Here is a 19,337-nt window from a genome sequence, read left to right as displayed (position 1 = left end):
GGCCAGTCTTCAGGGCAGTTCGACGACCACGTTGCCGATCGCGTGCCCGCTCTCGACCAGCTCGTGCGCCTGCACGATCTGCGCGAGCGGCAGGCGCTGCGCGATGCGGTGCTGCAGCACGCCGCGTTGCAGCAGGTCGGCGAGCACGGCTTCGGCGCGCTCGCGGTCGGCGTCGGCAAGGTTGTAGACGATGAAGAAGCGCAGCGTCACGTTCTTCACGATGAGCGGGAAGAACGGCAGTGCGAACTCGCCTTGCCCGCTGCCGTAGACCACGCAGTCGCCACCGCTGGCGATCAGGTCGAGGTCGAGCAGTCGGTTCGCCGCGATGTCGACCTCGATCACCCGCTCCGCGCCGTGCCCGTCCGTCGCCTCGCGCACGCGCTCGGCGACGTTCTCGCGACGGTAGTCGATGGCGAGGTCGGCGCCGGCCTCGCGGGCGATGGCCGCCTTCTCGTCGCTGCTCACCGTCGCGATCACGCGGCGCGCGCCGAGCCGCTTGGCGAACTGCACGGCGTAGTGGCCCACGGCGCCGGCACCACCGGCCACCAGCACCGTCCGGCCCTCGACGCCGCCGCCGGTGAGTACCGCGTGCAACGCCGTCAACGCCGGGATGCCCAGGCAGGCGCCGGCCTCATCGGGTGTGAGATCCGGAAGCACCACCGCCTGGCGCGAGGGCAGCACGACGAACTGCGCCGCGGTGCCGCCGGGCCGGCCCCAGGCGGCGTTCCACACCCACACGCGCTCGCCGACGCGCGCGAGGCTCACGCCCTCGCCCACCGCATCGATCACGCCCATGCCGTCGCTGTGCGGCACGATGCGCGGGAAGGCCAGCTGCTTGCTGCGCAGCCCGGCGCGCGACTTCACGTCCGACGGGTTCACCCCCGACCAGCGCAGGCGCACGCGCACCTCGCCCGGACCGGGCTTCGGATCGGGCAGGTCGCCGAGCGTCAGCACCTCGGCGGCGGGACCGGTGCGTTCGTAGTAGGCAGCTTGCATGGCGTGTCCGGCAGATGACGAAGCTGCGATTCTGCGGCCTGGGGCCGCCTGGCGGGCTCAGTGACTGAAGGAGCTGAGCGACACATCCAGCCGCGGCGCCTGCCAGCGGTAGTCGGGGTGCAGCACGCTGCGCGTCGCCTCCTGGCCGTGCCAGCGCAGGCCCAGCAGCTCGGCCACGGTCCAGCCCGCCCAGTCGGCGCGGAACGGCCGGCCGGCGATGTCGGCGTCGGTGCGCGACGCTGCATCGCTGCGCCAGATCAGCGCCGGGATGCGGTAGCCCGCCTGCGTGGCGGCGCTGTGACCGGCGTGATCGATCTCGTGGCCGACCTCCTGGCCGTGGTCCGACAGGTACATCCAGGCGCCGCGGCCCGCAGCGCCGAGGCTGCCGCGCAGCTGACCGAGCAGTTCCGACAGCACGCCGTCGTGGTAGAGCAGCGCCGCGTCGTAGTCCTGCCGGGCCTCGCGCGTCCAGGACGAACGGCCGGCCCGCCGCATCGCGACATCGACCTCGTCCTCGCGGTCCACGAAGGGGTTGGCCCCGGCGGGATAGCGCAAGCGGTAATGCGGATGCGCGCCCATCAGGTGCACCACCAGCAGCTTGCGCGGCGCGGGGTCGTGCAGGGCACGCTGCACGTCGTCGAGCAGGTCGCCATCGAGCGAATCGCTGGCCCGGCCCGGCCGACGGTTGACCATCTGCACCTCGTCGGCCAGCTGCGCATGCTGCTGCGTGACGGCCAGGTCGTCCTGGTTGCCGATCCACCAGACCCGGTAGCCGGCGGCGCGCGCCAGGGCGATCAGGTGCGGCGGCTCGCCGCCCCCGGTCCGGCCGAAGCGGAACAGGTTGTCCAGCGCGGGCAGGGTGCTCGCGTCCACCGACCAGGCGCGGCACAGCACCGTCAACGCGTCGCCGAGTTGCGCCTTGTCGGCGAGCAGGCGCGGCGAGGTGCCACGCGCATAACCGCACAGCGAGAGATTGTCGCGGTTGACGCTCTCACCGATCACCAGCATCACCGTCGCCGGCCCGGGGTCGGCCAGCGACGGCGCCAGCGTACGGGCGTCCGCCAATGCACGCGACTTCAGTTCCCGCTGCTGCGACCAGCCGGCGCGCAGTTGCTGCGTCGACTCCAGCCACTGCGTCCAGAACAGCGCAGGGTGCATGCGTCGCCACGGCTTGCTCGCGTGCGCCAGGCCCGAGACGAGCAGCAGCGCGGCGACGGCTGCCGCCAAGCGGCGGCGCTGCGGGCGCCACGCTGGCGCGTCGACGCTCGCGCGCGCCCCCCGCCCCACGGCCCAGGCCATGAGGCAGGCTGCCACGGCGACCGGCAGTGCCCGCGCCAGCATCGCCGGCCAGTAAGCCTGCAGATATTCGAAGCCCTCGCGCGCCTGGGTGTTCGCCGCCGCGCCGAGCACCATCGCGCTGTCCGGTGACGCCCGGTAGCTGGCCATCAGATAGTGGCGCACCGCGCCATCCAGCACGAACAGCATCGCCACCGACCACACTGCCACGGCACGCAGCCGGTGCAACGCCGACGATCGCAGCGGCCACAGCATCCACAGCAGCAGCGGCAATGCCAGCGCAGCCATCTGCAGTGCGCGGCGGCTGTCGTGACCGACCGCGATGAACCCCACGACGACCAGGGCCAGCGCGACGGGTGCCACGCGGCAGATCCTGGGGGGGGCCGTGGGCGGGGGGGCGTCGTCGGTCGAATTCATGCAGCTCGCGGTGGCGCGGGCGGATTCTGCCAGCGCTGCCGACGCGACTGAGCGGACCTACGTGTTTTCCCCTGGGGGCGGTGCCAACTTGTCGATGTCGGCGGTCGCTGTGCGTCGCCACGACACGACGCGCAGGAAACATCGACGTGATCAAGCTCTCTCCGTGGCTGTTCATCGGCCCTGCGCCGCGCCCCGACCCCCACCCCTTCAGAGCAGGAGAAAGCATCATGGCCCAGGCCAAGCCCATTCCCGACGAGATGCCCGCGCTGACACCGCACCTCGTCTGCGACGACGCCGCCGCGGCGATCGAGTTCTACGTCCAGGCGTTCGGCGCCGTGGAGGCGATGCGCCTGCCCGGACCCGGCGGCAAGCTGATGCACGCGATGCTGCGCATCGGCGGCTCGCCGCTGATGCTGGTCGACGAGTTTCCGGAGATGGGTGCGCTCGGTCCGCGCGCGCTGAAAGGCTCGCCGGTGACCCTCCACCTCTACGTGAGCGACGCCGATGCGACCGTCGCGCGTGCCGTGGCCGCCGGCGCCAAGGTCACCATGCCGCTGGCGAACATGTTCTGGGGCGACCGCTACGGCCAGATCGAGGATCCGTTCGGCCACCGCTGGTCGATCGCCACCCACCTGGAGGATCTGACCCCCGAGCAGATCCAGGCCAATCTCGCGGCGCTGCCGCCGCGCGAAGGCTGCGGCAGCTGACGACACGTGCGGCACTGGGCCGGCACGCGTCAGACCTTGCCGAGCGCGCGCAGGATCTTCTCCGGCGTGATCGGCTGCGACGACACCCTCGCGCCGAAGGGCGCGAGCGCGTCGTTGATCGCATTCATCACGGCGCCCGGTGCACCGGCGGTGCCGGCTTCGCCGGCGCCCTTGGCGCCGAGCTGCGAGCTGCGCGTGGGCGACTGCACGTGCGAGACGACGATGTCGGGCATCTCGCCGGCCATCGGCACGAGGTAGTCGGCCATGTTGCCGTTGCGCAGCGTGCCGTCTTCGCTGTAGAGGCACTCCTCGAACAGCGCGCCGCCGATGCCCTGCACGATCGCGCCGCGCATCTGCTCGTCGACCAGCATCGGGTTGATGACACGCCCGCAGTCCTCCACCGCCCAGTGCTTGAGCAGCCTGACGAAACCGGTGTCGACATCGACCTCCACATGGCTGACCTGCACGCCGTTGGTGAAGATGAACGGGAAGTCGCGCTGCGCGTAGTGGCGCGTGACCATCAATTCGGGCGTGAACTCCTTGGGCAGCGTGTCGCTGCGGAAGTAAGCGATGCGGCCGAGTTCGGCCAGATCGAGCAGGCGCTCGTTGCTGCGCGCGTCGATCACCGCGCCGCGATGCACCCTCAGTTCCTGGCGATCGCGCTTGAGGATCGCCTCGGCCACCGCGAGGATGTTCTCGCGCAGCACACGCCCGGCCTGCAGCACTGCCTCGCCGCCGATGCCGGCACCGCGCGAGGCCCAGGTGCCGCCGCCGTAGGGCGTGGTGTCGGTGTCGCCGGTGACCACACGCACGCGGTCGATGTTCACGCCCACCGCGTCGGCAGCGATCTGCGCGAACACCGCTTCGGCGCCCTGGCCCTGCTCGCCGACGCTGCTGCTCACGGTGAGCACGCCGGTCGGCTCGAGGCGCAGCGTCGCGCCGTCCTGGCTGGCGATGCGCGCGCCGCCCACGCCGTAGAAGGCGGCGCTCGGATTGGTCAGCTCGATCAGGGCGGCCACGCCGATGCCGCGATGGATGCCCTGCTTGCGCAGTTCGGCCTGCTCGGCACGCAGTGCGTCGTAGTTGCACAGCCGCCTGGCCTCGCGCAGGCAGGCCTCGTGCGAGAGGATCTCCAGCTTGATGCCCGAGGCGCCGGTGGCTGGGTAGGCGTCGTCGGGGATCACGTTCATCTCCCGGAACGCGATCGGGTCCATGCCGATCTTGGCCGCGACGCCGTCGACCAGCGCCTCGGTGATCGCGCAGGCGATCGGGTGGCCCACGCCGCGGTACTGGCAGGTGGGCACCTTGTTCTGGAACACCACCTTCAGCTGGGCGCGGTAGGCCTTGTGCCTGTAAGGCCCGCCGGTCAGGTTGACGACCTGGTTGCCCTCGATGCCGCTGGTGCGCGGGAACATCGAGAACGGGCCGATGCCGGTGAGGTCGTCGATCTCGAAGGCGAGGATCTCGCCGGCCTTCGTGGCGGCGATGCGCGCCTTGATGCGATGCTCCCGCGCGTGGATGTCGGAGACGAAGCTCTCCAGCCGGTCGGCGACGAACTTCACCGGACGCTGCAGCAGCATGGCCAGCGCCACGGTGGCGAAATCGTCGGGGTAGGCGTGCACCTTGATGCCGAAGGAGCCGCCGACGTCGCGGCAGATCACCCGCACCTGCGACTCCTGCAGCTCGAACTGGCGGCAATACAGGTCCTGCATCATGTGCGGGGCCTGGAAGGAGTGGTAGACGGTGAGCTTCTGCTCGCCCGGGTTCCAGTCGGCGATCTGGCTGCGCGGCTCCAGCGTCACGCCGGTGTGGCGGCCAAAGACGTAGGTCTCCTCGAACGCCACCGCGTCGGGCCGCGCGAAGGCCTCGTCGACGCCGCCGGTGTCCAGCGAGCGCGCGAAGCACAGGTTGTCGCCGAGCTCGGGGTGGATCAGCGGCGTGCCCGCATCCAGCGCAGTCTCGGTGTCGAGCACCGCGGGCAGCGCCTCCCACTCGACCTCGAGCAGCATCAGCGCGTCCTCCGCGATGGCGCGCGTCTCGGCCACCACCGCCACCACCGGTTCGCCGTGCCAGGTGGCGCGCTCGATGGCCATCGGGTACTGCGGTGCGCTCTTGATGCCGGCCAGGTGCGCCAGCGTGGCGACCCAGGGCTTGCAGAGGGCGGCGATCTCGCTGCCCACCACGACGGCGATCACGCCGGGCATCGCCTGAGCGGCGCTGCGCTCGATGCGCGTGATGCGCATGTGCGCCACCGGCGAGCGCCAGAACACCACGTGCGCCAGGCGCGGCAGTTCGATGTCGTCGACGAACTGGCCGCGGCCCTGCGTCAGCCGGCGCACGCCTTCGCGCGGGATGGCCACGCCGATGTGGCGCTGGTCCTCGGTGACGGCGGGCAGGTCGGTGCCGAGATCGCGCCGGCTCGGCACTTCGATCGGATTGTTCATGCGCGCGCCTCCACCGGCTCGTCGGCGAAACGCCCGGCACGCTGCTGGTCGAGCACCGCGCAGACCGCATCGACGATGGCGTGATAGCCGGTGCAGCGGCAGTAGTTGCCGCTCATCCACTCGCGCACCCGGGTGCGGTCGGCCTCGGGCTGCTGCTCGACCAGATCCAGCGCCGCCATCAGCATGCCCGGCGTGCAGTAGCCGCACTGCAGCGCGTTGTGCTCGACGAAGGCGTCCTGCAGCGCCTTCAGCCGCTTCGACGGGTTCGGGGTTTCGACCGTCTCGACGCGGTGGCCGTCGGCCTGCGCGGCCAGTACCAGGCAGCCACGCACGATCTGGCCGTCGAGCCTGACGGTGCAGGCGCCGCACACGCCGTGCTCGCAGCCGAGGTGCGAGCCCTTCAGGCCGCAGTCCTCGCGCAAGAAGTCCACGAGGTGCTTGCGGCACTCGACCTCGCGGGTCAGCGTCGTGCCGTTGACCTCGACGCGAACGCGCCGGGTCGGGGTGTCGGTAGGCGTCTTCATGGCGGCTCCGGTCAGGCGTTCGGGGCGATCAGGCTCGCCACCGCGCGGCGCATCAGCGTCGCGGCGAGCTGCTTCTTCGCGGCGGCCGAGTGCGTGAGGTCGGCGTAGGGGTCGAGCTCGCCGCGCAGCGCCGCGTCGGCCTGCGCGAGACGCGCGTCGTCGATGGGCCCGCCCTGCAGCGCGGCCTCGGCGGCACGGGCACGGATCGGCCGGTCGGCCAGGCTGAGGAAGACGAGCCGCACGTCGCGCAGCGTGTTGCCGCCGACCTGTGCGCGCGCCGCCAGCCCGGCCACCGCATAGTCGCCCTGGCGGCGCGCCAGTTCGCCGAACACCTGCCGCTCGCCTGCGGCGAGGAGCGGGATCTCGCAGGCCATCAGCAACTCGCCCGGCTGCAGCGCCGTGGTGTACAGGCCCTGGAACCAGTCCGCCGCCGCGACGCGCCGCTCGCCCTTCGCGCCGGCGATGACCAGCGTGGCGTCGAGCGCCAGCACGCAGGCCGGCCACTCGGCGGCCGGGTCGGCATAGGCGAGCGCGCCGCCGAAGGTGCCGAGATTGCGGATCGCGCGGTGCGCGATGTGCGGCGCTGCCTGCGCCAGCAGCGGCGCGTGCCGGGCCACCAGCGCAGACGCCTCCACCTCGCTGTGGCGCGTCAGCGCGCCGATGCGCAGCACCTGGCCCTGCACCACGATGCCGCGCCAGGCGGTGAAACCGCCGATGTCCACCAGCAGCGCGGGCTGCGAGAGCCGCATGTTCAGCGTGGCCAGCAGCGTCTGCCCGCCGGCGATCACGCGCGCGTCGTCGCCGTGCGTCGCCAGCAGCTCGAAGGCATGCTGCGGCGAATCGGCGCGGATGTAGTCGAAGGCCGGCGATTTCATGGCATCGGGCTCGCGCAAGGCTGCGCTAGGGTTTGTGGGGATTGGGGTCTGTTGACCAGCCGCTCAACAATTTCGGACGAGTTGAGCAGATGGTCAATACCGAAGAAACCCGCAAGCCCGACGCCGCCCCCGTGCGCCGCCGCCTCGAGGCGCGCGAGCGCGAGCGGCAGATCGTCGAGGGCGCCACCGAGTTCTTCGCGCGCCGCGGGCTCGACGCGCAGATGCGCGAACTCGCCGCCGAGCTCGGCATCGCGCACACGCTGCTCTATCACTACTTCCCGACCAAGCGCTCGCTGATCGAGCGCGTCTACGAGGAGACCATCGCCGGCCGCTGGGATCCGAAGTGGGAAACGCTGCTCGACGATCCGTCCATCGCCGTCGAGGACAAGCTGCATGCCTTCTACCGCGAGTACCTGCCGGCCATCCTCACGCCGGAGTGGCTGCGCACGCTGGTGCACTCGGGCCTGTCCGACGGCCTGATCCCGACGCGCTATTTCGCGCTGGTGCGCGAGAAGCTGTTCCCGCGCCTGATCCGCGAGGCGCGACGCCATGCGGGCTCGCGGTCTCGCGCGAAGCCCACGCCGCGCGAGGAGGCCACGCTGATGGGCCTGCATGGCGCACTGATCTACCAGCTCGGCATCTGGCCGCTGATCTACCAGCAGCACTTCAGCGGCGAGGGCGACCCGGCGCTGATCGACACCTTCATCCGCGATCGCATCCGCGGCTACCTCGCGCAGGTGCACGAGTTCGTGCCGGCGCCGCGACGCTGAACGCCACCGGAGACGTGCATGGGCCTCTCGCTGAATCACTTCTCGATCCGCACCGTGGACCTGGACGAGTGCGAGCGTTTCTACTGCGGGGTGCTGGGCCTGACGAAGGGTCCGCGCCCGCCCTTCCCCTTTCCCGGCCTGTGGCTCTACGCCGGTGACACCGGCGACTGGGCCAATGCCGTGGTGCACATCATCGGCATCGACCGCAGCGACCCCGAGGGCCTGAAGAAGTACCTCGGCGACCGCGACGAGAACAGCCTCGCCGGCAGCGGTGCGGTGGACCATGTCGCCTTCTTCGCGACCGGTCTCGCGCAGACGCTCGCGACGCTGAAGGCGCACGGCATCGAGAGCCGCGAGCGCACGGTGCCGGTGCTCGGGCTGCACCAGGTGTTCGTCGACGACCCGAACGGCATCGTCGTGGAGCTCAACTTTCCGGCCGCCGAGAAGGCCGCACTGGACGGCTGAAGGGATCGGCGTCGATGGCCCGCATCCTCGTCAGCGGCGGATCGCTCGGCGGCCTGATGGCCGCCAACCGCCTGCTGCGCGACGGGCACGACGTCACCGTGCTGGAGCGCTCGCCGCGCTCGCTGGAAGGCCGCGGCGCCGGCATCGTGACGCACGACGGCCTGCGCGAAGCGCTGCGCGCCTGCGGCGCGGTGGTCGACGAGACGCTGGGCGTGCCGGTCGAATCGCGCGTGGTGCTCGATGCGCAGGGCCGGCCGCAATGCCGCTGGGACTACCCGCAGGTGCTCACCTCGTGGGGGCGCCTCCATGCGCTGCTGCGCGCGGCGCTGCCGGCGCAGCACCATCGCCTCGGCGCCAGCGTCACCGGCGTGGAGCAGAACGAGACCGGCGTGCGCGTGCACCTGGCCGGCGGCGAGACGCTGGCCGGGGACCTCCTGGTGGCCGCCGACGGCATCCGCTCCACCCTCCGCGCCCAGTTCGCGCCCGCGGTGCAGCCGGTCTATGCCGGCTACATCGCCTGGCGCGGCGTGTGCGACGAGGCGAGCCTGTCGCGGCTGACGCGCGAGACGCTGTTCGAACGCTTCGGCTTCGGCCTGCCCGAAGGCGAGCAGATGCTCGGCTACCCCGTGGCCGGTGCCGACGACAGCGTCGCAAAGGGCCAGCGCCGCTGGAACTTCGTCTGGTACCGGCCGGTGGCGCCGGGCGCCGACCTCGCCGCCATGCTCACCGATGCCGACGGCGTGCCGCACCCCGAGGGCATCGCGCCGCAGCAGGTGTCGTGGCGCCACGTGGCAGCGATGCGCGAGGCTGCACGCGCCAAGCTGGCGCCGCAGTTCGCCGAGGTCGTGGAGAAGACGGCCATGCCCTTCCTGCAGCCGATCTACGACTTCGTCTCGGACCGGATCGCCTTCGGCCGCGTGGCCCTGCTCGGCGACGCCGCGTTCGTGGCGCGCCCGCACGTGGGCATGGGCGTGGCCAAGGCCGGCGACGACGCGATGGTGCTGGCGCGCTGCATCGCCGAGCTCGGCGCCACGCCGGCGGCGCTGCGCCGCTACGGCGAGCAACGCCTGCCGGCATGCGTCGCCGTCGTGCGGCGCGCGCGCCGGCTCGGCGCCTACATGGAAGCGCAGCAGCGCGGCGCCGCGGTGACGCGCGATGCCGAGCAGGTGATGCGCGAGACCGCCATCGACCCCGGTCTCTTCGAACCCGAACCCTGAACAGGCCGCAGAGCCTGCGTCATCCACCCCAGCCAGGAGACAAGCCCATGAGCCAGACCCCCGCGAACCTCCGCCGCCGCCGCATCGTCATGGCCGGCTCCGCCATGGCCGCCGCCCCGGCCCTGTTCAACGTCGCACGTGCCCAGGCCGGCGCGATCAAGATCGGCTTCCCCGTGCCGCTGACCGGCGCCTTCAGCGCCGAGGCACAGGACCAGGTGCGCGCCGCCGAGCTGGCGGTGAAGGAGTGGAACGCCGCCGGCGGCCACAAGGGCATGCAGTGCGAACTGCTGGTGCGCGACACCAAGCTCAACCCCGGCGAGGCGGCCACGCGCACCCTCGAGCTGATCGAGAAGGACAAGGTCAACTTCGTCGTCGGCTCGCTGTCGGCGGCGACGCAGCTGTCGATCAACGCCGTGACGCGCGAGCGCAAGGTGCTCTACAACTCGATCAGCCAGTCCGACACCATCAACGAGGCGAAGGACTGGAGCCTGTACACCTTCCACGAGGCGCTGAATCCGCACCTCACCGCCGGCGCGGTGGGCCGCTACGCGTTCCCGAAGTTCGGCAAGAAGGTGGTCTACCTGACCGCTGACTACGCCTACGGCCACGAGATGGTGCGCGGCTTCCAGCGCGCCGGGCAGGCGTTCGGCATGCAGACGCTGGCCGACATCCGCCACCCGCTGGGCACCGCCGACTACTCGGCCTTCCTGCCGCGCATCCAGGCGCTCAAGCCCGACATCCTGGTGCTGTGCAACTTCGGCCGCGACCTGGTCAACTCGGCCAAGCAGGCCACCGACTTCGGCATCAAGCAGACCACCAAGATCATCGCTCCGGTGCTGCTGTACACCGCGCGGCTGGCCGGCGGCGCCGACGCCTTCGAGGGCATCCTCGGCGGCACCTCGTACTACTGGGGCATGGAAGACAAGATCGCCAGCGCGAAGAAGTTCAACGACGCCTTCCGCAAGGCCTACGGCGGATCGGTGCCGTCCGACTACGGCGCGCTGGGCTATGCCGGCATCCGCAGCGTGCTGCAGGCGGTGAAGGATGCCGACTCGCTGGACAGCCAGCGCGTCGCCATCGCGCTGCGCCAGCTCAAGTACGACTGGTACAAGGGGCCGCAGTTCTACCGCAAGTGCGACCACCAGTCGGTGCAGTCGGTGGTCATCGTCGAGAGCAAGAGCAAGAGCATGAAGGACAAGTACGACGTGTTCAACGTGCTCGCCATCGAGGCCGCGGACGAGAAGAATCTTCGCACCTGCGAGGAGATGGGGCACAAGGTCACGACCTGATCGCGCCGCTCCGATGGAAATCACCCCCTCGCTGCTCGCGCTGCAGCTGGTGACCGGCATCGCCCTCGGTGCCGTGTACGCGCTGCTCGCCGTCGGCCTGAGCCTGATCTTCGGCATGCTGACCGTGGTGAACTTCGCCCATGGCGCGTTCTTCATGGTCGGCGCCTTCGTCGGGCTGTACTTCCTCGGCCTCACCGGCAACTTCTGGTTCAGCCTGGTGCTCACGCCGCTGGTGGTGGGGGCCATCGGACTGGTCACCGAGCGCTTCCTGGTGCGGCCGCTGTACGGCCGCGGCATCGACTACCCGCTGCTGTTGACCTTCGGCCTGTCCTGGGTGCTGATCGAGGCGATGCGGGTGATGTTCGGCATCGAGGGCCTGCCCTCGTCCACGCCGCCGGAACTGCGCGGTGCGGTCGACCTGGGCATCGGCTACTTCCCGAAGTACCGGCTGTTCCTCATCGTCGCCACCGCGGTGGTGGTGCTGGCGCTGTGGCTGTTCCTCGAGAAGACGCGCTACGGCCTGATCGTGCGCGCCGGTTCGCGCGACGGCGAGATCTGCAAGGTGCTGGGCATCGACGTGGCGCGCGTCTGGCTGGTGGTGTTCGGCATCGGCACCGGCATCGCCGGGCTGTCCGGCGTGCTCGCCGCGCCGACGCGCGCGGTCAATCCGGAGATGGGCATCCACGTGCTCGCCGAGAGCTTCGTCGTCACCGTGGTCGGCGGCATGGGCTCGCTGCCCGGCGCCGTGCTCGCCGGGCTGCTGGTCGGCATCGTGTTCTCGCTGACCTCGCTGTTCGCACCCGACCTCGCCGAGCTGTCGATCTTCGTGCTGATGGCGGTGGTGCTGCTGATCCGCCCGCAGGGCTTCTTCGGCAAGAAGGGGCTCATGTCGTGAAGGGGGTCTTCGATCTGGTCAGGCGGCACCGCGTGGCGGCGGTGCTCGCCTTCCTGCTCGTCTTCCCGCTGCTCATGCCCTATCACGCGCTGGCGATCAACATCCTGCTGTTCGGCCTGTTCGCGGTCGGCTTCAACCTGCTGTTCGGCTACACCGGCCTGCTGTCCTTCGGCCATGCGGCCTTCCTCGGCGTGGGCAGCTACCTCACCGGCATCGCCATGGTGCATGGTGGCTGGCCCTGGTGGCTGGCGGTGGTGGCCGGCGTGGCGGCGGCCGGCCTGGCCGGGCTGGTGGTCGGCTTCCTCGCCATCCGCACGCGCGGCATCTACTTCTCGATGGTCACGCTCGCCCTCGGCCAGATCGTCTACTACGCCTTCTACAAGGCCGAGCGCTGGACCGGCGGCGAGAACGGCCTGCGCGGCATCCAGGTGCCGGAGATCCACCTCGGTCCCTGGGTGCTCGACTTCATCAACCCGGTGACCAAGTACTACGTGATCCTCGCCTTCGTGGCACTGGCGCTGTGGTTCGTCTCGCGCGTGCTGGCCTCGCCCTTCGGCGCGGTGATCGAGGCGGTGCGCGAGAACGACCGCCGCGCCGCCGCGTGCGGCTACGACGTGGCGCGCACCAAGCTGCTGGTGTTCGTGCTGTCGGCGCTGATCTGCGGCTTGGCCGGCGCCCTGCGCGCGCTGCACCTGTCGGTGGTGCCGATCGATTCGCTGCACTACCTGCTGTCGGGCCAGGCGGTGATGATGTGCCTGCTCGGCGGCATGGGCACCTTCTTCGGCCCCTTCGTCGGCGCGGCGGTGTTTCTCACGCTGGAAGACGTGGTGACCGTCTACACCAAGCACTGGATGGCGGTGGTCGGCGCGGTGTTCATGTTCTTCGTGCTGTTCTTCCCGGCGGGCATCTGGGGCACCATCGTGCGCCGTCTGGAGCGCGCGAAGTGAATGCAGCGCCGATTCTCGAGGTGCAGGGCGTGAGCATGCGCTTCGGCAAGTTCGTCGCGCTGAACAACGTCACGGCGAGGTTCGAGGCCGGCAGGCTCAGTGCCATCATCGGCCCCAACGGCGCCGGCAAGAGCACCTTCTTCAACGTCGTCAGCGGTGCGTTCCCGCCGTCCAGCGGCAGCCTGAAGTTCCAGGGCCGCGACATCACCGGCCTCGCGCAGCACGAGTTCGCGCGTCACGGCATCGCCAAGAGCTTCCAGATCACCAACGTCTTCAAGCAGCTCAGCGCCCACGAGAACGTGCGCGTGGCGGCGCAGATGCGCAGCAGCCGCTACCAGCTGCTCACGCCGCGTGCGAAGCTCGAGGCGCTGACCGATCGCGCCCACGAGTTGCTGGCGCGCGTGGGCCTCGCCCACCTGCACGATCGGCCGGCCTCCGACCTGGCGCACGGACAGCAACGCGCGCTCGAGGTGGCGATGGCACTGGCCGCCGAGCCGGTGCTGCTGCTGATGGACGAGCCCACCGCCGGCATGTCGCCGGAGGAGACGAAGGTGATGATGGATCTCATCGTCGAGCTCGCCGCCGAGCGCTCGGTGATCCTCGTCGAGCACAAGATGAAGCTGGTGATGGGCATCTGCGAGCGGCTGCTCGTGCTGCACCACGGCGAGTTCCTCGCCGAGGGCACGCCCGACGAGATCCGCGCCAACGCCGACGTGCGGCGCGTCTACCTGGGGCAGGGCTGACCATGCTGCAAGTCGACGCACTCGACGCCTGGTACGACCGCAGCCACGTCGTGCAGGGCCTGCGCTTCGAGGTGCGGCCAGGCGAGATCGTCACGCTGATGGGCCGCAACGGCGCCGGCAAGACGAGCACGCTCAAGGCCATCATGGGCTTGCTCGCCAAGCGCGGTGGCAGCGTGCGCTTCGACGGCCAGGAGATCCTCGCCCTGCCCGCCCATGCGCGTTACCACCGCGGCCTGGCCTACGTGCCCGAAGAGCGGCGCATCGTGGCCGGCCTGACCGTGCTGGAGAACCTGCGCCTGGGCCTGATCGCCGGCCGCGAGCGCCATGCCGAGCGCGAGCGCATCGACCAGATCGCCAGGACTTTCCCGCGGCTGGCCGAGCGCATGGACCAGGAAGGCACCTCGCTGTCGGGCGGCGAGCAGCAGATGCTCGCCATCGCGCGCGCGATGATGAGCAAGCCGCGCATGATCCTGCTCGACGAACCCTCGGAGGGCATCATGCCGCTGCTGGTGCAGGAGATGTTCCTGCTGTTCGAGCAGATGAAGCGCGACGGCACGACCATCCTGCTGGTCGAACAGAACGTCGAACGCGCGCTGTCGATCTCGGACCGCGCCTACATCCTCGACCAGGGCCGCATCGCGCACGAAGGCAGCGCCGCCGCGCTGCTCGCCGACCGCGAGATCCAGGAACGTTACTGCGCGGTGTAGTGCGCACCCCGCGTTCGGGGGATCCGGTGCGTGATTTGAACCACGGCCGGCGTGGAGCCATCGTGAATGCGCTGGAAAACATCTTGTAACTGATTCATGCTCACGTCCAACCCGAAAGGTGATGACGTGAACCCCTTCGCTGCGCTCCACGACCAACCGCCCGTCCTGCTCTGGGCCCAGTTGCTTCTGCTGGGCCTGTTCATCGCCTCCTACGTGGCCGCCGTGACCGGGCTGCTCGACGCCCGCGGACGCCTGCGTGCGGCAGGCGCCGCGCTGCTCGCCGGCGTCGGCCTGGGCTTCGCCTTCACGCCCTGGACGCTGGGCGCGATGCTCGCGGCCGCGAGCGTGGCCGGAATCGGTGTGTTCATCGGGACGAGCTGGCTGCTCAGCCGCCTGCTCGGCGTCCATGGCCCGGCCTACGCGCCGCAGGCCGTTGCCGCGCCCGCGCGCGAGGAGCCCCGGCCGGTGCCGCGCGGCGCCCGGCGCGGCTTCTCGCAGCCCACCGCGCCCGCCCCGCTGCACTGATCGCGCGCCGCCTGCGCGGTGGCGCAGCGCTTCACAGCAACGCCACCAACGCGGACAGCAGGGCCGCGGCGAGCAGGTTGTGCAGCAGGGCCAAGCCCAGCGGCAGCATCGATGCCGCCAGTGCTGCGCCGGCCGCCACCTGCGCGACGAGCAGCAGCGTCAGCAGGGCCGCACTTCGCGTTCGCCCGCGTCGAAACAACGTCATGGCCAGCCCCAGCAGCACCAGCGACAGCACCACGCCGGCATGGCGATGCACGCTGTTGGCCAGCGCGCCTGCCGGATTGACCGGCGGCACGGCGTTCAGCACCGGCTCGCGCCAGGGATCCATGCTCTGCCAGCCGGACGCCTGCAGCGCGTCGCGCAGTCCGCAATCGCTCCAGCCGCTGCAGCTCAGGCCGGCATGCGAGGCACTGAGCAGGCCACCGAGCGCCACCTGCATCGTCGCCAGCAATGCCGCGACCGCGATCCAGGCGCGCAGGCCCGATGGCGGCGACTCTCGCGGCGTGGCCAGGCGCACGCACAGCGCCAGCATCAGGAAGCCGCCGAGCAGGTTGCCCATCGCCACGGCGGGCACGCGCGCGGCGCTGCTCCAGAAGCCGAGCACGGCGAGTCCCAGCGCCAGCAGCAGCAACGCCAGCGCGAGCAGGCCCTCGCGCACGAACAGCGGCCTCGAGCCGAAGCACACCAGCACCATCGTGATGACCAGCAGCAGCGCCATCGACGCCGACAGGCGATGCACCAGGCGCGCTGTCGCTGTGGCCGCCTGCACCTCGTCGGACGCCGCCAGGCCCTGCTGCAGGCGACGCAGTTCCTGGCCGTAGCAGGCCGGCCAGTCGGCACAGCCCAGGCCCGCATTGGACTGGCGGATGAAGGCGCTCAGGCTGGTCACCACCAGCATCAAGGTCGCGCACAGCAGCGCGAGGCGACGCAGGACGCGATAGCGACGATCGGTGAGGCTCATGCCGTGATGCGAAGAAGGTGCTCTTGCCCATCGTAGCCGGCGGCGATGCCACTGCTGCAGCGCACCACTCGGAATTCTTGAACTGGTTCAAGTCGGCGAAACAGAGAGGTTCTCAGAATCGGCGCAGCGCGTGATGCGCCGCCAGTCCTGCGCATCGATCCGACCGGAGAACCACGATGAGCCCCACGGACCACGACAACGAGCCGGTGCCCTGGATGCAGCAGTTGCTCGACAACCCTTTCCTGCTGCTCTTCCTCGGCGTCCTGATCCCGATGGTGCTGTACACGCTGTGGGGTGTCATCGACATCCTGACGATCCCGCTGGCCAAGTAGCGGCCCGGCCCATCACTGCAACCACCCGAGGAGACATCCGATGAGCGCCATCCTGCCCCCCTCAGAGCGCCTCTGGTGGAAACACCCGCTCGACCGTGTGGAAGGCACCTGGATCGTGATCGCCTTGATCTGGTGCCTGATCATGTTCTTCATGATGGTCGGCTGGCACATCTACGGCAAGCAGAACCTCTCCACCGAGACCTACAAGACCACGCCGGACAAGTTCGCCGCCAAGACGCAGGCGATGGTCGACAAGTACACCGTGCGCACCGAGACCGCCGACAAGATCCCGGTGGTCGCACCGCCAGGGGGCAGCGACGTCTACATGATCGCGCGGCTGTGGAACTTCTGGCCCATCCTCGAGCTGGAGAAGGACAAGACCTACAAGCTGCACCTCACGGCCATGGACTACAACCACGGCTTCTCGCTGCAGCCGGCCAACATCAACATCCAGATCGTGCCCGGCTACGAGCACGTGGTGACGGTGACGCCGAACCAGTCCGGCACCTACTCGGTGGTGTGCAACGAATACTGCGGCATCAACCATCACACGATGGTCGGCCGCATCTACGTCAAGTAAGGGGAGGCGACCATGTCCAGCGCGACCACGTACCGTACCTGCCCCCGCTCCGGCCTGCAGTTCGAGGCCAACGCCGAGAAGCTGATGCTCGCCAACGCCGTCGCGGCGGTGGTGTTCCTGCTCATCGGCGGCATCCTCGCCATCGGCGTGGTGCTCACGCGCTGGCCGGCGATCCACTGGCTCGAGGCCGATACTTTCTACCAGGTGCTCACGGCGCACGGCATCGACATGCTGATCTTCTGGATCATCTTCTTCGAGATCGCGGTGCTGTACTTCTGCTCGTCGACGCTGCTGAGGTGCCGGCTGGCGACGCCGAAGATCGCCTGGCTGGCCTTCGCGCTGATGGTGATCGGCGCGGTCACCAACAACGTCGCCGTCTACCAGGGCGGCTCGAGCGTGATGATGACGTCCTACGTGCCGATGATGGCCGCGCCGTCGTTCTACCTCGGCCTGATCCTGTTCGCGGTGGGCGCGCTGATCGGCTGCTTCGTATTCCTCGGCACGCTGGTCGTCGCGAAGAAGGAGAATACCTACCAGGGCTCGGTGCCGCTGGTCACCTTCGGCGCCATCACCGCCTGCATCATCGCGGTGTTCACCATCGCCTCGGGCGCGATCATCCTGATCCCGACCTTCCTGATGTCGGTCGGCGTGATCGACAAGGTCGACCCGCTCGTCTACCGCACCATCTGGTGGGCCTTCGGCCACTCGTCGCAGCAGATCAACGTGGCGGCGCACATCTCGATCTGGTACGCGGTGGCGGCCATCGCCTTCGGCGCCAAGCCCATGTCCGAGCGCGTCAGCCGCACCGCCTTCCTGCTCTACATCCTGTTCCTGCAGTTGGCCAGTGCGCACCACCTGCTCGCCGACCCGGGCCTGTCCACCGGCTGGAAGGTCGTCAACACCAGCTACTTCATGTACTTCGCGGTGCTGGCCTCGATGATCCACGGCCTGACCATCCCCGGCGCGATGGAAGTGGCGCAGCGCGCCAAGGGCTTCAACAAGGGCCTGTTCGAGTGGCTGCGCAAGGCGCCATGGGGCAACCCGGTGTTCTCCGGCGTGTTCATCTCGATCATCGGCTTCGGCTTCCTCGGCGGCATCTCCGGCGTGATGATGGGCACCGAGCAGCTCAACATGATCATCCACAACACCATCTACGTGCCGGGGCACTTCCACGCCACGGTGGTGGTGGGCACCACGCTGTCGTTCATGGCGCTGACCTATTTCCTCATCCCGGTGATGTTCAAGCGCGAGATGATCGCCCCCGGACTGGCGAAGCTGCAGCCCTACCTGTTCGGCCTGTCGATGTACTTCTTCTGCCTGGTGATGATGGGCGCAGGCACGCTGGGCGTCTCGCGCCGCCACTGGGACATGGCGTTCCAGGGCGCGGCGCTGGCCTACGAATGGCCGGGCGCCGCCTACCTGATGATGGGCCTGGTCGGCATCGCCGGCGTGGCGGCCATCGTCGGCGGCGGCATCTACATCTACGTCACGGTCGGTTCGCTGCTGTGGGGCAGGAAGCTCGACGCCGGCGCCAGCAGCCCGACCTTCACGCCGATCCCGCGCACCGCACCCACGGTGGTGGCGCAGAGCTACGGCTCGGCCGGCTTCGCGGCGCCGGGCACCTTCATGCTGGCGATGGTGTTCCTGGTCGCCTTCGTCCTCTACTACTTCATCAACTGGAAGTACCTCTCGCAGGTCTGGGGTCTGAGCTGAGCGCGGGGGCACGGCGATGAACACGACCACCCTCGCCCCCGCCATCCGGCGCAGTCCGGTGCAGACCGCGCGCCTGGTGGTGAGCCTGTTCAAGCTGCGCATCGGCACGCTGATCATGGTCACCGCGCTGGTCGGCATGGCGGTCACGCCCGGCGCAGCGCCCAGCCTGCTGCAGGTGGCGGTGCTGGCGCTGGCGGTGCTGGGGGCCTCGGCCGGCGTCGGCGCGCTCAACCAGTACCTCGAAGTCGACACCGACCGCCTGATGGCGCGCACGCGCCGGCGTGCCTTTGCCAGCGGCGCCCTGCCGCACACGCCGGCGTGGTTGCTGCTGATCGCGGCGCTGCTGGGGGTGTCGGTCGGTGCGGCATGGTGGGTGCTCAACGCCAGCGCGGCGATGTACATCTTCCTCGGCGCGTTCTTCTACGGCGTGGTCTACACCATGTGGCTGAAGCAGCGCAGCTGGACCAACATCGTCGTCGGCGGACTGTCGGGCAGCTTTGCGGTGCTGGCCGGCGCGGCGGTGGTCGACCCGTCGCTCGGGCCGCTGCCACTGCTGCTGGCGCTGGTGCTGTTCCTGTGGACGCCGCCGCACTTCTGGAGCCTGGCCATCGCCGGCCAGGCCGACTACGCGGCAGCCGGCGTGCCGATGCTACCGGTGGTGGTGGGGCCGCAGCGCGCTGCGCGCGCGGTGTTCGCCAGCACGGTCGCGCTGGTGCTGGCCTCGCTGCTGCCGTTCGCGTTCGGTGCCGGGCCCGTCTACATGCTCGGGGCGCTGGCCGGCGGCAGCCACTTCCTGCTGAAGTCGTGGACCCTGGCGCGTTCGCCGGGCCGCCAGACGGCGATGGGCGCCTTCTTCGCGTCGCTGCTGCAACTGAGCCTGCTGCTCGGCGCCGCCAGCATCGATGGCCTGATCCGGTAAGCCTCGGGGTTCGTG

20 protein-coding genes are annotated in these 19,337 nt (G+C 69.9%); 14 read left to right on the top strand and 6 right to left on the bottom strand.

The features are described from left to right. Positions 1–9: 9 nt before the first annotated feature. Both Q0599_RS08640 and Q0599_RS08635 read right to left on the bottom strand, forming a co-directional pair. Complete coding sequence (locus Q0599_RS08640) at positions 10–996, bottom strand: NADPH:quinone reductase (protein ID WP_298828372.1); 987 nt, start codon at positions 994–996, stop codon at positions 10–12. 57 nt (positions 997–1,053) lie between these two features. After that, positions 1,054–2,655 carry a phosphoethanolamine transferase gene (locus Q0599_RS08635; protein WP_298828370.1) on the bottom strand — a complete coding sequence of 534 codons (1,602 nt, stop codon included), beginning with the start codon at positions 2,653–2,655 and terminating at the stop codon, positions 1,054–1,056. Between the two features lie 281 nt (positions 2,656–2,936). On the opposite strand from Q0599_RS08635, the gene Q0599_RS08630 reads away from it, so the two are divergent. Next, positions 2,937–3,416, top strand: coding sequence for a VOC family protein (locus Q0599_RS08630; RefSeq protein ID WP_298828367.1), 480 nt, complete (start codon positions 2,937–2,939; stop codon positions 3,414–3,416). Positions 3,417–3,445: 29 nt separating this feature from the next. Here Q0599_RS08630 and Q0599_RS08625 read toward each other — a convergent pair whose 3' ends face one another. Genes Q0599_RS08625 through Q0599_RS08615 form a run of 3 tightly spaced genes read right to left on the bottom strand, consistent with a single transcriptional unit; the run spans position 3,446 to position 7,259 of the window. After that, positions 3,446–5,860 (bottom strand): xanthine dehydrogenase family protein molybdopterin-binding subunit, encoded by a 2,415-nt coding sequence (locus tag Q0599_RS08625; RefSeq protein WP_298828364.1) that lies wholly within the window; start codon positions 5,858–5,860, stop codon positions 3,446–3,448. Next, positions 5,857–6,384, bottom strand: coding sequence for a (2Fe-2S)-binding protein (locus Q0599_RS08620; protein ID WP_298828363.1), 528 nt, complete (start codon positions 6,382–6,384; stop codon positions 5,857–5,859). The genes Q0599_RS08625 and Q0599_RS08620 overlap by 4 nt, the downstream gene beginning before the upstream one ends. Before the next feature lie 11 nt (positions 6,385–6,395). Then, entirely contained in the window at positions 6,396–7,259 is an 864-nt protein-coding gene (locus Q0599_RS08615) for a xanthine dehydrogenase family protein subunit M (RefSeq protein WP_298828362.1), read from the bottom strand. Between the two features lie 89 nt (positions 7,260–7,348). Between Q0599_RS08615 and Q0599_RS08610 the strand changes: the two genes are divergently transcribed. From Q0599_RS08610 to Q0599_RS08570, 9 genes are all read left to right on the top strand, one after another. Further along, positions 7,349–8,029, top strand: coding sequence for a TetR/AcrR family transcriptional regulator (locus Q0599_RS08610; RefSeq protein ID WP_298828360.1), 681 nt, complete (start codon positions 7,349–7,351; stop codon positions 8,027–8,029). A gap of 18 nt (positions 8,030–8,047) precedes the next feature. Further along, entirely contained in the window at positions 8,048–8,494 is a 447-nt protein-coding gene (locus tag Q0599_RS08605; RefSeq protein ID WP_298828358.1) for a VOC family protein, read from the top strand. A 14-nt stretch (positions 8,495–8,508) separates the two neighbouring features. Next, positions 8,509–9,711, top strand: a complete 1,203-nt coding sequence (locus Q0599_RS08600) for an FAD binding domain-containing protein (RefSeq protein ID WP_298828356.1) — start codon at positions 8,509–8,511, stop codon at positions 9,709–9,711. Between the two features lie 47 nt (positions 9,712–9,758). Continuing rightward, complete coding sequence (locus Q0599_RS08595; protein ID WP_298828353.1) at positions 9,759–11,000, top strand: ABC transporter substrate-binding protein; 1,242 nt, start codon at positions 9,759–9,761, stop codon at positions 10,998–11,000. 13 nt (positions 11,001–11,013) lie between these two features. Then, positions 11,014–11,895, top strand: a complete 882-nt coding sequence (locus tag Q0599_RS08590; protein WP_298828351.1) for a branched-chain amino acid ABC transporter permease — start codon at positions 11,014–11,016, stop codon at positions 11,893–11,895. Continuing rightward, positions 11,892–12,842, top strand: coding sequence for a branched-chain amino acid ABC transporter permease (locus Q0599_RS08585; protein WP_298828349.1), 951 nt, complete (start codon positions 11,892–11,894; stop codon positions 12,840–12,842). The genes Q0599_RS08590 and Q0599_RS08585 overlap by 4 nt, the downstream gene beginning before the upstream one ends. Further along, on the top strand, positions 12,839–13,585 hold the full coding sequence (locus tag Q0599_RS08580) for an ABC transporter ATP-binding protein (RefSeq protein WP_298828346.1): 747 nt from the start codon (positions 12,839–12,841) through the stop codon (positions 13,583–13,585). The genes Q0599_RS08585 and Q0599_RS08580 overlap by 4 nt, the downstream gene beginning before the upstream one ends. 2 nt (positions 13,586–13,587) lie before the next feature. Next, on the top strand, positions 13,588–14,292 hold the full coding sequence (locus Q0599_RS08575; RefSeq protein WP_298828339.1) for an ABC transporter ATP-binding protein: 705 nt from the start codon (positions 13,588–13,590) through the stop codon (positions 14,290–14,292). 126 nt (positions 14,293–14,418) lie between these two features. Further along, positions 14,419–14,817 (top strand): hypothetical protein, encoded by a 399-nt coding sequence (locus Q0599_RS08570; RefSeq protein WP_298828336.1) that lies wholly within the window; start codon positions 14,419–14,421, stop codon positions 14,815–14,817. 31 nt (positions 14,818–14,848) lie between these two features. On the opposite strand, the gene Q0599_RS08565 is transcribed toward Q0599_RS08570, so the two are convergent. Next, positions 14,849–15,778 carry a COX15/CtaA family protein gene (locus tag Q0599_RS08565; RefSeq protein WP_298828333.1) on the bottom strand — a complete coding sequence of 310 codons (930 nt, stop codon included), beginning with the start codon at positions 15,776–15,778 and terminating at the stop codon, positions 14,849–14,851. A gap of 176 nt (positions 15,779–15,954) precedes the next feature. On the opposite strand from Q0599_RS08565, the gene Q0599_RS08560 reads away from it, so the two are divergent. The 4 genes from Q0599_RS08560 to cyoE are packed head-to-tail and all read left to right on the top strand — an operon-like array spanning position 15,955 to position 19,322. Further along, a complete protein-coding gene (locus Q0599_RS08560) occupies positions 15,955–16,110 on the top strand; it encodes a hypothetical protein (protein ID WP_298828331.1) in 156 nt (51 codons plus the stop codon). 40 nt (positions 16,111–16,150) lie between these two features. Then, positions 16,151–16,690, top strand: a complete 540-nt coding sequence (locus Q0599_RS08555) for a cytochrome C oxidase subunit II (protein ID WP_298828329.1) — start codon at positions 16,151–16,153, stop codon at positions 16,688–16,690. 12 nt (positions 16,691–16,702) lie between these two features. Next, entirely contained in the window at positions 16,703–18,403 is a 1,701-nt protein-coding gene (locus Q0599_RS08550; RefSeq protein WP_298828327.1) for a cbb3-type cytochrome c oxidase subunit I, read from the top strand. A gap of 16 nt (positions 18,404–18,419) precedes the next feature. Next, positions 18,420–19,322, top strand: coding sequence for a heme o synthase (gene cyoE, locus Q0599_RS08545; protein WP_298828326.1), 903 nt, complete (start codon positions 18,420–18,422; stop codon positions 19,320–19,322). Positions 19,323–19,337: the final 15 nt, after the last annotated feature.

It is taken from the genome of uncultured Piscinibacter sp. (assembly GCF_937952055.1).
Classification (GTDB): domain Bacteria; phylum Pseudomonadota; class Gammaproteobacteria; order Burkholderiales; family Burkholderiaceae_C; genus Piscinibacter.
Note: the sequence above shows the minus strand (reverse complement) of the source record. Positions and strands in the feature narration are given on the sequence as shown.